At 70.1% G+C, this 12,008-nt stretch carries 11 protein-coding genes; 2 read left to right on the top strand and 9 right to left on the bottom strand.

Translation table 11 applies throughout. From position 1 onward, the window contains the following. Positions 1-43: 43 nt before the first annotated feature. Together ACRAKF_RS15125 and ACRAKF_RS15130 are read left to right on the top strand one after the other, a co-directional pair. Positions 44-2,044, top strand: a complete 2,001-nt coding sequence (locus ACRAKF_RS15125) for a glycosyltransferase family 2 protein (protein ID WP_447037656.1) — start codon at positions 44-46, stop codon at positions 2,042-2,044. Continuing rightward, entirely contained in the window at positions 2,041-3,978 is a 1,938-nt protein-coding gene (locus ACRAKF_RS15130; protein WP_447037657.1) for a galactose oxidase-like domain-containing protein, read from the top strand. Before ACRAKF_RS15125 ends, ACRAKF_RS15130 begins: the two co-directional genes overlap by 4 nt. Before the next feature lie 68 nt (positions 3,979-4,046). Here ACRAKF_RS15130 and ACRAKF_RS15135 read toward each other — a convergent pair whose 3' ends face one another. The 9 genes from ACRAKF_RS15135 to ACRAKF_RS15175 all read right to left on the bottom strand — a co-directional run bounded on the left by ACRAKF_RS15135 (position 4,047) and on the right by ACRAKF_RS15175 (position 11,997). Next, a complete protein-coding gene (locus tag ACRAKF_RS15135) occupies positions 4,047-5,075 on the bottom strand; it encodes a glycoside hydrolase family 6 protein (protein ID WP_447041987.1) in 1,029 nt (342 codons plus the stop codon). Positions 5,076-5,200: 125 nt separating this feature from the next. Then, positions 5,201-5,866: a class F sortase gene (locus ACRAKF_RS15140; protein ID WP_447037658.1), complete on the bottom strand. Its 666-nt coding sequence runs from the start codon at positions 5,864-5,866 to the stop codon at positions 5,201-5,203. Positions 5,867-5,881: 15 nt separating this feature from the next. After that, positions 5,882-6,451 (bottom strand): hypothetical protein, encoded by a 570-nt coding sequence (locus tag ACRAKF_RS15145; RefSeq protein ID WP_447037659.1) that lies wholly within the window; start codon positions 6,449-6,451, stop codon positions 5,882-5,884. Positions 6,452-6,526: 75 nt separating this feature from the next. Beyond that, positions 6,527-7,306, bottom strand: a complete 780-nt coding sequence (locus ACRAKF_RS15150) for an HAD-IIA family hydrolase (RefSeq protein WP_447037660.1) — start codon at positions 7,304-7,306, stop codon at positions 6,527-6,529. Between the two features lie 149 nt (positions 7,307-7,455). Further along, positions 7,456-8,526: a 2-aminoethylphosphonate ABC transporter substrate-binding protein gene (locus ACRAKF_RS15155; RefSeq protein ID WP_447037662.1), complete on the bottom strand. Its 1,071-nt coding sequence runs from the start codon at positions 8,524-8,526 to the stop codon at positions 7,456-7,458. 35 nt (positions 8,527-8,561) lie between these two features. Beyond that, positions 8,562-9,377, bottom strand: a complete 816-nt coding sequence (locus ACRAKF_RS15160) for an ABC transporter permease (RefSeq protein WP_447037663.1) — start codon at positions 9,375-9,377, stop codon at positions 8,562-8,564. After that, a complete protein-coding gene (locus ACRAKF_RS15165; protein ID WP_447037665.1) occupies positions 9,364-10,233 on the bottom strand; it encodes a 2-aminoethylphosphonate ABC transporter permease subunit in 870 nt (289 codons plus the stop codon). Before ACRAKF_RS15165 ends, ACRAKF_RS15160 begins: the two co-directional genes overlap by 14 nt. Continuing rightward, positions 10,226-11,281, bottom strand: coding sequence for an ABC transporter ATP-binding protein (locus ACRAKF_RS15170; RefSeq protein WP_447037667.1), 1,056 nt, complete (start codon positions 11,279-11,281; stop codon positions 10,226-10,228). Before ACRAKF_RS15170 ends, ACRAKF_RS15165 begins: the two co-directional genes overlap by 8 nt. After that, positions 11,278-11,997 carry a phosphonatase-like hydrolase gene (locus tag ACRAKF_RS15175; RefSeq protein ID WP_447037669.1) on the bottom strand — a complete coding sequence of 240 codons (720 nt, stop codon included), beginning with the start codon at positions 11,995-11,997 and terminating at the stop codon, positions 11,278-11,280. Before ACRAKF_RS15175 ends, ACRAKF_RS15170 begins: the two co-directional genes overlap by 4 nt. Positions 11,998-12,008: the final 11 nt, after the last annotated feature.

Here is a 12,008-nt window from a genome sequence, read left to right on the forward strand (position 1 = left end):
GGACCAACGACCGCGCGGGCGACCGCGTGCGGGGGGATGACTCATGACGTCGACGCCGACGGGCGCGCGGCAGAACGACCCGTCAGAAACGACACAGCTCAGAGCCGTGTCACATCGGACAGGCGGGTTCCGCAGGATCAAGAAGAGCCTGCCGCGCTACGACTACGAGCACTACAGCCGGCTCGCCGGGCCGCTGACCCAGCCCGATCCGAGCAAGCCGTACAAGGTGAAGTACCGCTCGCTGCTCTCGCAGGAGCCGCACAAGGTACGGGCCGCGCTGATGCTGGGCGCGGCCCCACTGCTCTCACTCGTGCTGCTCGGCTGGCTGCTCCAGCCCGAGCACTGGACGAAGCGGGACTACGTCGCCAACGACTGGCTGCCGGTCCTCGACATCGTCATGCTCATATCGATCGGCCTGATCGAGTTCTTCCGCTGCATGAACGTCCTCTCCAACGCGCACGCCACGCTCGTCGCCCGCGACCCGATACCCGTGGTGCCCGAGACGGGCACCAGAGTCGCCTTCCTCACCTCGTTCGTGCCCGGCAAGGAGCCGATCGAGATGGTGACGAAGACACTGGAGGCCGCGGTCAAGATCCGGCACCGCGGAACGATGCACGTCTGGCTCCTCGACGAGGGTGACGACCCTGAGGTCAAGGAGGTCTGCCTGCGGCTCGGCGTGCACCACTTCTCCCGCAAGGGCGTGGCGAAGTGGAACATGGCGAAGGGCCCGCACCGCGCCAAGACGAAACACGGCAACTACAACGCCTGGCTCGACGCGCACGGCGACGACTACGACTACTTCGCGTCGGTGGACACCGACCACGTCCCGATGCCGAACTACCTGGAGCGGATGCTCGGCTTCTTCCGGGACGAGAACGTCGGCTTCGTCATCGGCCCGCAGGTCTACGGCAACTACGACAACTTCGTCACCAAGGCCGCCGAGTCGCAGCAGTTCCTCTTCCACGCGCTGATCCAGCGGGCCGGCAACGCCTACGGCGCCCCGATGTTCGTCGGCACGTCCAACGCGGTGCGCATCAGGGCCCTGAAGCAGATCGGCGGCCTGTACGACTCGATCACCGAGGACATGGCGACGGGCTTCGAGATCCACCGCGCCACCAACCCGGCGACCGGCAAGAAGTGGAAGTCGGTCTACACCCCGGACGTGCTCGCGGTCGGCGAGGGCCCCAACGCCTGGACGGACTTCTTCACCCAGCAGCTCCGCTGGTCGCGAGGGACGTACGAGACGATCCTCAAGCAGTTCTGGAAGGCACCGTTCTCGCTGCCCCCGGGCCGCCTCTTCAACTACACGATGATGGTCATCTTCTACCCGATGTCCGCCATGAACTGGATCCTGGCCGCGCTGAGCTGCGCCCTGTTCCTGGGTCTCGGCGCGTCCGGCGTGAACATCGACCCGACCATCTGGCTGATGCTGTACGGCAATGCCTCCGCGCTTCAGATCGGCCTCTACATCTGGAACCGCAGGCACAACGTCTCCCCGCACGAGCCCGAGGGCTCCGGCGGTGTGGCGGGCATGGTGATGTCGGCCCTCTCGGCGCCGGTCTACGCGCGCTCACTCCTCGACGCGGCCCTGCGCCGCAAGAGCAAGTTCGTGGTGACTCCCAAGGGCGACTCGGCGAGCCCGGACACCCTGTTCGGCACGTTCCGCATCCACCTGTTCTTCATCCTGGTCTTCGGCGCCTCGATGGCCGCCGCGTTCGTGTACGGGCACGCGCACCCCGCGATGATCACCTGGGCCACGTTCGCCCTCCTGATCACGGCGGCGCCGATCTTCGCGTGGCGCTGGGGCATGCGGCAGGACAAGAAGAAGCCCAGGTCCGACGCGGGACCGGGGGCCTCGGGACCGCCGCCGGAGACGGACCCGCGGGTCCCGCTGCCGCGCGACGCCACGGCGCCCCTGCCGCAGGCCCAGCCGCCGGTCCCCCCGCACGGACGGCCCGCCGCCCCGCACGCGCCACAGCAGAAGCCCAGTTGGGCATCGCCCGACCAGACCATGCAGATTTCCCTTGGGGGACGTAAGAAATGACAGACCGTTCCAGCCGCCGCCGCGCCCGCCGCATCGCGATAGGCGCGGCGGTCGTCCTCGCGCTGGCGGGGATGAACGGCCCGTGGCTGTGGCGCGTGGGCTCGGAGAAGTACCACGACTACAAGATCAACAAGCCGGAGTACAAGGCGGACAACGGCCACTGGGAGGTCGTGGACTTCCCCGAGGAGTACCGCCAGAACACGATCCACGCGGCCCTGCTGCACACCGGCAAGGTGCTTCTCGTCGCGGGGTCGGGCAACAACCAGAAGAACTTCGACGACAAGAAGTTCGACACCCGGCTCTGGGACCCGGTCAAGGGCACCATCAAGAAGATCCCGACGCCCACCGACCTGTTCTGCACGGGCCACACCCAGCTCGGCAACGGAAACCTGCTGATCGCGGGCGGCACGCAGCGCTACGAGAAGCTGAAGGGCGACATCACCAAGGCCGGCGGCCTGATGATCGTCCACAACGAGGACCCGGACGAGCCGAAGACGATCCCGGCGGGCACGAAGTTCACCGGCAAGAAGAACGGCAAGACCTTCGTCTCCGCGGACAACATCCTCGTCGAGAAGGCCAAGAAGGTCTTCGACAAGCAGACCGGCAGGTTCCTGCGCACCGAGCCGGGCCTCGGCCGGGTCTACGTCGAGGCGGCCAAGAGCGGCACCAAGCACGAGACGGGCACCCAGGACAACTACCGCATCCAGGGCCTGAAGGGCTCCGACACCCGCAACGTCTACGGCATGGCGCAGAAGCTCGCCCTGGACAAGAAGGACTTCCAGGGGATCAAGGACTCCTTCGAGTTCGACCCGGTGGCCGAGCGGTACATCAAGGTCGACCCGATGAACGAGGCGCGCTGGTACCCCACGCTGACCACGCTCAGCGACGGCAAGGTCCTCTCCACCTCCGGCCTCGACGAGATCGGCCAGCTCGTTCCCGGCAAGAACGAGGTGTACGACCCGAAGACCAAGAAGTGGACGTACACCAAGGGCATCCGGCAGTTCCCGACGTACCCGGCGATCTTCCAGATGGCCGACGGCAAGCTCTTCTACTCCGGGTCGAACGCGGGCTACGGCCCCGACGACGTCGGCCGCAAGCCCGGCATCTGGGACCTGAAGACCAACAAGTGGCAGGGCATCCCGGGCCTGAGCGACGACAAGCTCCTGGAGACCTCCGGCACGGTGGAGCTGCCGCCCGCCCAGGACCAGAAGTACATGGTGGTCGGCGGCGGCGGTGTCGGCGAGTCCAAGGAGTCGAGCAACAAGACCCGGATCGTCGACCTGAAGGCGGACGACCCGAAGTTCGTGGACGGCCCCGAGCTGGAGAAGGGCACGCGCTACCCGCAGATATCGACGCTGCCGGACGACACCGTGCTGATCTCCGGCGGCTCCGAGGACTACCGCGGGCGCAGCGACTCCAACATCCACCAGGCCCGCATCTACGACGCCAAGACCGGCGAGATGCGGAAGGTCGCCGACCCGGAGGTGGGCCGCAACTACCACTCGGGGTCGGTCCTGCTGCCCGACGGGCGCGTGATGTTCTTCGGCTCCGACTCGCTCTACGCCGACGCGGCGAACACGAAGCCCGGCGTGTTCGAGCAGCGCATCGAGATCTACACGCCGCCGTACCTGTACCACGGCTCGCAGCCCTCGCTCGGCAAGGGCCCGAAGAACATCGAGCGGGGCGGCAGCGGGACGTTCCCGACGAAGCACTCCTCCGCCATCAAGTCGGCGCGCCTCATCAAGCCGAGCGCTTCCACGCATGTGACGGACATCGACCAGACGTCGATCGCGCTCGGCCTGAAGAAGTCACCCGGCAAGGTCACGGTCACCGTCCCGAAGAACCGCAGCCTGGTCGAGACGGGCTGGTACATGCTCTTCGTGACGGACGACCAGGGCACACCCAGCAAGGCCCAGTGGGTCCACGTGCCTTGAGTACCGCCCCGTTAGGGGCGCGGGGAACTGCGCGAGCAACCACAGAAAAGCCGCAGTTCCCCGCGCCCCTAATCCGAGGCCTTGGCGAGGTCCCTCGCGTACTCCGGCCACCACTCCCCGGCCTTCGGCCCGCCCCTGCACGTGCCGTCGGACTCGCCGGGCCGCTTGATCCACAGGTAGGCGTCGATGAGCGGGTCGGAGGTCTTCGTGGTGGGCACCTCGCCCAGCGCGCGGCCCGGCGGGTTGCACCAGGGGTCCTTGCCCTTGGTGTAGGACCCGTTGCCATTGCGGGCGGTGTCGATGACGAACGGCTTGCCGCCGATCTTCGCGGACAGCTTCTTGCCGAAGTCGGCGCTCGCCTCGGTCGTCTGGAAGTTGGAGACGTTCACCGAGAAGCCGTCGGCCTGCTCGACGCCGGACCGCTTCAGGGGCTCCCAGAGCGAGTCGGGGTTCTTCCAGCCCGCGTTGCCCGCGTCCAGATACACCTTGGTGTTCTTCAGGGACTTGAGCTTGCCGATGGCCCCCTTCAGGAGGTCGTAGCGCTCCTCGTGGAACTGCTCGGGCGTGCAGTTGTCGACCAGGTGGAGCACGGCGTCCGGCTCCAGGATGACCGTGGCGCGGCGGTCGCCGATGCCCTTGGCCACCTGGTCGACGAAGGCCCGGTACGCGTTGCCGTCGGCCGCGCCGCCGCCCGAGTACTGGCCGCAGTCGCGGTGCGGGATGTTGTAGAGGACGAGCAGGGCGTCGCGGTCGGCCTTGGTGGCGGCCTCGGTGAAGCCCCGCGCCTGTTCCTCCGCGTTCTCCGGGACGATCCACTCGGCGACGGGCTGCTCGGCGATCTTCCTTATCAGCTCGGCGTCGTCCTTCTTGCCGTCCTTCTCGTAGGCGGCGACCTGCTTCGCCGCGTTCCCCTGCGGGTTGACCCAGTACGGGTCCTTGCCCTTCGGCTGCTGTTTCACCGGCGAACCCGAGTCGCTGCCCGGGTCGTCACCGGAGGAGCATGCGGAAAGAAGCAGCGCGGCCCCCACCAGCGCCGCTCCCGTCCTCACCCCCCTGGCCGCGAAAACAAGTCCGCGGCCGGTGCCTTTGCGGTACATCCACTCCCCCTTGGGTGCACTGTCGGTCATTCAATCCTGACATACGCCTCCCCTGCCCACGAGGCCCGACCGTCCTGCGGCAAGAGCTGTGGAAGAGCTGTTACCCCGGCCCGGTCCGGTCCGTCCTAGCGGCGGACTCCCGTGAGGTACGCCGAGACGATCACGTTGGCCGTATACGTGTGGGCTGCCCTGTCGAAGGCGCCGCCGCAGGTGATCAGGCGCAGCTCCGCGCGGTCCTCCTCGTGCGGACCGTACGCCTTCGCGGCGTCGAAGCGTTCGCGGGTGACGACCTGGACGTCGTCGACGGTGAACTCGGCGGTCGTCCCGTCGTCGCGGGCCACCCGGACCTTCTGGCCGGGGCGCACCGCGCTGAGGTCGTAGAAGACCGCGGGCCGGGTCCTGGTGTCGACGTGGCCGACGAAGAGGGCCACTCCGGAGGCCCCCGGGCGGGTGCCGCCGCCGTACCAGCCGACGGTGTCGGACTGCTCGAAGGGCGGGGGGTCGATGGCGCCGTCGGGGTCGAGGCCGCGGGCGCTCACCGGGGCCCTGATGCCGAGGGCCGGCACGTCGACGCGGTGCGGTCGTGCGGGGGCCAGCGGCTCGTGGCCGCGGGGCATTTCGACGCCGAGGGGGCGGCCGACCGCCGCCACGTCGCCGGTCGCGGGTGCGGCGAGGCTGCCTCGCAGGTCGGAGAGGCCGCTGCCCCACAGCCCGAGGCCCGCAAGGAGGATCGCCCAGGCGAGCCCGGTGAGGAGGCGCCCGGGCCCGGGTGAGTGTTCATCACCGGACATGCTCACGTCCGCCCGTCACTCGGGGCGGCGCCGTCGGACGCTGCGGAAGGCCACGGCGACGGCCGCCGCTCCGGCGAGGACCAAGCCGACCACGGCGTGTCGGGTGCCGGGTCCCGCCTCGGAGGCGTCGTCCGCCCCGTCGTCCACCGCCGCGTCGGTGGCGTCCGCCGCGAGATCGGTGGTGCCGCCGCCACCGGCCTTGACCGGGGCGTCGGGCGCCGGGTCGTGGCGTTCCACGACGACCTTGCCCACGCCCTGGTGGGGGTGGCCGTCACAGGTGACGGTGAGGTCGTACGTACCGGTCAGGCCCTCTTTGATCCTGGCACTGCCGGTGAGCGTGGGGGAGTCGCCGCCGCGGCCGGTGAGCTCGGCGTCCTTCTCGAAGGCTCCGGCTCCGGCCGACCCCGTCGTGCCCTCGCAGCCCGAGACGCGCACCTCCACGGCGCTGCCGGGCGCGGTGGTCGCCGGGGTGACTTCGGCCCGTACGGACTCCTGGTCGTGGGCCTGGGCCGCGCCGCCCGGCAGGACCATGGCCAGGGCCACGGCGGCCGGGGCGGCGCGCAGGGCTAGGGGACCTATGCACATCGTGAACCTCCTGATCCGAGGTTCACGCGCGGTGCGGTTCACCGCCCACCGGAGTGTGGCAAACGGGTGCGGTGGCTAGACGCGGTCGACCAGGTCGGCGATGGAGTCCACGATGGTGGAGGGCCGGAACGGGTACTGGTCGATGCCGTCGCGGGACGTCAGTCCGGTGAGGACGAGGAACGTCTCCATCCCGGCCTCAAGACCGGCCAGGACGTCGGTGTCCATGCGGTCGCCGATCATGGCGCTGGTCTCGGAGTGCGCCCCGATGGCGTTGAGCCCGGTCCGCATCATCAGCGGGTTCGGCTTGCCCGCGAAGTACGGGTTCTTGCCGGTCGCCTTGGTGATCAGCGCGGCGACGGCGCCCGTGGCCGGCAGCGGTCCCTCGGCGGAGGGCCCGGTCTCGTCGGGGTTGGTGCAGATGAAGCGGGCCCCGCCGTTGATGAGGCGCACGGCCTTGGTCATCGACTCGAAGGAATAGGTGCGGGTCTCGCCGAGGACCACGTAGTCCGGGTCGTGGTCGGTGAGGATGTACCCGATGTCGTGCAGCGCGGTGGTCAGGCCCGCCTCGCCGATGACGTAGGCGGTGCCGCCGGGGCGCTGGTCGTCCAGGAACTTCGCGGTGGCGAGCGCGGAGGTCCAGATGTTCTCGACGGGCACGTCCAGGCCCATGCGGTTCAGCCGGGCCTGGAGGTCGCGCGCGGTGTAGATGGAGTTGTTGGTCAGGACGAGGAACGGCTTGCCCGACTCACGCAGCTTCTTGATGAAGGCGTCGGCACCCGGGATCGGGACTCCCTCGTGGATCAGCACGCCGTCCATGTCGGTGAGCCACGATTCGATGGGCTTGCGCTCTGCCATGAGGTGCACTCCTGCGGTCTGCGAGTTCTGCGGGGCGCCGGGACAGCGCTGTGCCGACGCCCCAAGACTAAACACGAAGCCGTGATCTTGACCCCGCCGATCTCGCCGATCTCGCCGATCTCCTCGGACTTGGTCACGCGCCGGGTCTGTCAGCTTCCCGTCGCCGCCTTCCAGTCCTCCACGTACGAGGTGAGGTTCTCGGAGATGTCCGTCCAGTCCGGCTCGAAGACCTCGACGCCCTCGACGATCCGGTCCAGGGCGATCGCGTCGGCGTCGGTGGCCTTGATGTCCTTGCGGGCCGCGAAGCCGCCGCCGACCGAGCTGACCTGGGACTGTGCCTTCTGGCTGAGGAGGTGATCGAGGAACTTCTTCGCATTGGCGTTGTGAGGGGCCTTGGTGACCAGGCCCGCCGCGTACGGCAGCGCGAACGTCGTCCGGCTGCCGCCTTCCTTGGCGGGGAACCAGATGCCGAGGTTCGGCATGTCCTTGGACTGCGCGTAGTTCATCTGTACGTCGCCGTTGGCGGCGAGCAGTTCGCCCTTGTCGACCTTCGGCGCGAGCTTGCCCGTGGAGGCGGACGGGCCGACGTTGTTGCGCTGGAGCTTCTTCAGGTACGCCATCGCCGGCTTCCTGCCGCCGAAGTCGTGCATGGCCTTGATGAGCACGGCCGTGCCGTCGCCCGCGACGCCGGGCGTGGAGTACTGCACCTTGTTCTTGTACGTGTCCTCGGTGAGGTCCTCCCACGTCTTGGGGGCCTTGCCGCCCGGCAGCTCCTTCTTGTTGTGGATGAAGCCGAAGTAGTTGTTCACGACGGCGGTCCACTTGCCGTCGGCGTCCTTGGCGGAGCCGTCGACCTCCTCGGAGCCCTTGGGCTCGTAGGCCTGGAGGAGGCCCTTGTCGTCGGCCTGCTGGATGAAGGGGGGCAGCGTGATCAGGACGTCGGCCTGGGTGTTGGACTTCTCGCGGACGGCGCGCTGCACCATCTCCCCCGAACCGCCCTCGACGTAGTTCACCTTGATGCCGGTCTTCTTCTCGAAGTCCTTGAAGACCTGGTCGTACCAGCCGTCGCCGTTCTCGCCCTTGAGGCCGTCGGCGCTGTAGACGGTGACGACGTCGTCGTCGGACGCGGCCGAGCCGGAACCGCACGCGGTGAGGGAGCCGGCGAGCACGAGACAGCCGGTGACGGCGGCGAGCGTTCTGATCTGCGTGGCGCGGGACATGACGCGGGGTACTCCTTGCGAGGGTGGGATACGGGTCAGCGGTAGGAGGCGCGGGTGCGGACGCGGGAGACGGCGAGGAGCACCAGCAGCGTCGTCGCCATCAGGACGACGGCGAGGGCGGCTCCGGTGAAGGTCGAGCCGCGGTCGGTGGCCGCGTAGATCCGCACGGGGAGCGGCGTCCAGTCGGGCGGGTAGAGCATCATCGTGGCGCTCAGCTCGCCCATGGAGAGCGCGAAGCAGAGCCCGGCCGCGGCGCTCAGGGAGGGCAGGAGCAGCGGCAGTTTCACCTTCCACAGGACGTACGAGGGCCGGGCCCCGAGTGAGGCGGCGGCCTGTTCGTACGCCGGGTCGAGCCGCGCGAGGGCGGCCGAGACCGACTGGTGGGCGAAGGCCGTGACGAGGACGGCGTGGGCGAGGACGACGATCCACCGGGTGCCGTTGAGGAGCATCGGCGGTTCGCTGAACGCCACGAGGACCGCGAGCCCGACGACGACCGAGGGCACGGCGACCGGCAGCACGAAGAGCGTGTCGAGCACCCTGCCCGCGAGCCGGGAGAGCCGTGGCCCCTTCTTCAGCGAGGCGGCGGCGAGCGCGGCCCAGGACCCGGCGGCGAGCGCGAGGAGACTGGCGGTGACGGCGGTGACCAGGCTGGTGGTGAGGGCCTGGAGGGACTCCCCTCGGGTGGCCGCCGCGTAGTGCCCGGTGGTGAGGCCGGACGGGAAGGCGCCCGACCAGTGGGCGGAGAAGGAGGCCGCGAGGATCACCAGGAGCGGCAGCGCGAAGAGGGGCAGGAAGAGGACGGCGAAGAGGACCCAGGCGGCCCACCTGCCGCCGCGGCTATGCACCAGCACGTCGGCTCACCACCCGGTAGAGGCCGTAGAGGCCGACGGAGATCGCGATGTTGACGACGGCGACGACGCAGGCCGCCGGGTAGTCGGACTCCAGGATGGCCTTGCCGTAGACGAGCGTCGGCAGCGTGGTGACCCCCTTGGCGCCGGTGAAGAGCACGATGCCGAACTCGTTCAGGCACATGACGAGGACGAGGCTGCCGCCGGCGGCGAGCGCGGGCAGCGCCTCGGGCAGGATGACGCGGCGCACGATCCTGGCGGGCTTCGCGCCGAGGCTCGATGCCACTTCGAGCTGGGCCGTGTCGAGTTGCGAGAACGCGGCGAGCAGCGGCCGCAGCACGAACGGCGTGAAGTACGTGATCTCCGCGAGCAGCACGCCCCACGGCGTCGTCAGGAACTGGAAGGGCCCCTCGGCGGCCCCGGTCGCGTCCGTCCAGATCCCATTGGCCATGCCCTTGGTGCCGTAGACGAAGAGCAGGGCGAGGGTGATCAGGAAGGACGGGAAGGAGAGGAAGACGTCGATGAACCGGGAGACGGCCCTGGCGCCGGGGAACGGCACGAAGGCGATGACCAGCGCGAGCGCGAACCCGAGCACGAGGCACCCGAGGGTCGACCCGAGCGCGAGCCACACGGTGGTGGCGAGGGCCTCGCGGAAGGCCTCGGAGGCGAAGACGTCCGCGTAGGGCTGGAGGGAGGTCCCTCCGGTGTCCGGCCGCGCGGACTGCTGGACGACGAGGGCGAGCGGGTAGAGGAAGACGAGCCCGAGCACGGCCACGGGCGGCAGGGCCCACACCCAGCCGGGCACGGCGCGGGGCGGTCGCACGGCGGGCGCGGCGCCGGCCATCGCGGCGCTAGCCATCGGTGACCACCCCCGCGGTGAGCAGCACCGCGTCCTCGGCGGCGAAGTGCACGGTGGCCTGGTCGCCGAGGGCGGGCGGGGTGCGCAGTTCGCGGACGTCCGCCTTGATCCGCTCCCCGCCCACGTCGACGTAAAGCCGGTGCGTGGCGCCCCGCCACTGGACCTCGCTCACCCGGCCGGTGAGCGCGTTGGGCCCGTCCCCGAGGCCGACGAGGTGCGGGCGGACGCAGAGCGTGGCGGTCGCGCCGGGAGCGGCCCCGCCCGTGTCGACCTTCAGCTCGGCACCGCCGAGGGAGACGGTGCCCGCGCCCACGGTCACCGGGAGGAGGTTCGCGTTGCCGACGAACGAGGCCGTGAACTCGGTGCGGGGCGTCCGGTAGAGCTCCTGCGGGGTGCCGCAGTCCTGGAGCCTGGCCCGGTCCATGACGGCGATGCGGTCCGCCAGGGTCAGCGCCTCGACCTGGTCATGGGTGACGTACAGGATGGAGACGTCCGGCAGTTCGCGGTGCAGCCGGGCGAGTTCGGCCAGCATGCCCGAGCGGAGCTGCGCGTCGAGCGCGGACAGCGGCTCGTCGAGCAGGAGCACGCCGGGCCGGATGGCCAGGGCCCGTGCGATGGCGACGCGCTGCTGCTGGCCGCCGGACAGCTCCCGCGGATACCGCTCGGCGTACGCGCCCATGCCCGTCATCTCCAGGGCCTCGGCGACCCGCCCCGGGATCCCGTCCTTGGCGGCCTTCTGCGCCCGCAGGCCGAAGGCCACGTTGTCCTTGACGCGCAGGTGCGGGAAGAGGGCGTACTGCTGGACGACCATGCCGATGCCCCGCCGGTGCGGCGGCAGCCCGGTGACGTCCTGCCCGCCGATGAACACCCGCCCGGAGGCGGGCCGCACGAACCCCGCCACGGCCCGCAGCGCGGTCGTCTTGCCGGACCCGGAGGGCCCGAGCAGGGCCATGACCTCGCCGGGTTCGACGGTCAGGTCGAGCGAGTCGAGGACGGTGCTGCCGTCGTAGGCGACGGAGACCCGGTCGAAGCGGATGCCGCTGTTCATGTCCGCCCCCGGGACCGCGGCGCGGACGGCGCGAGCAGCGCGGGCAGTTCGGCGACCGAGGCGAGGACGTGGGTGGCGCCGTGCTCCCGCAGCACGGGCTCGGCGTGGGCGCCGGTCAGCACGCCCGCGACGACACCGGCCCCGGCCCGTACCCCGCTCGTCATGTCGTACGCGGTGTCGCCCACGACGGCGACCTCCCGCACGTCCGCCACGGCCCCGGTCCGCAGGAAGGCGCTGAGCACCATGTCCGGGTAGGGCCTGCCGCGGCCGCCCGCGTCGGCGGGGCACAGGGTCAGCTCGACGAGGCCGCGCCAGCCGAGCGCGTCCAGGATGGCGTCCTGCGTGACGCGGGCGAAGCCGGTGGTCAGGACCACCGTCAGGCCGTCCGCCCGCAACGCCTCGACGGCTTCCCGGGCCCCGGGGACCGGAGCGATCCGGCCGCCGTCGACCAGCTCTCCATACGCCTTCTCGAAGGCGGTGTTGGCCCGCCGCGCGAGCGTCTCCTCGCCGAACAGGTGCCGGAACACGGAGATCTTGGACTCGCCCATCGTGGCGCGTACGTAGGCCAGCTTCTCGGCGTGGTCCGCGGAGCCCGGCTCGACGCCGAGCTCTCCGGCGGCGGCGGAGAAGGCCTGTTCGACGAGGCCCCCGTCGGCGACGGTGGTCCCCGCCATGTCGAGCACGACGAGCCCGACGCGCCGCTGATTTGTGGTCATTCGCGTGGTCA

It is taken from the genome of Streptomyces sp. DSM 118878 (assembly GCF_052936595.1).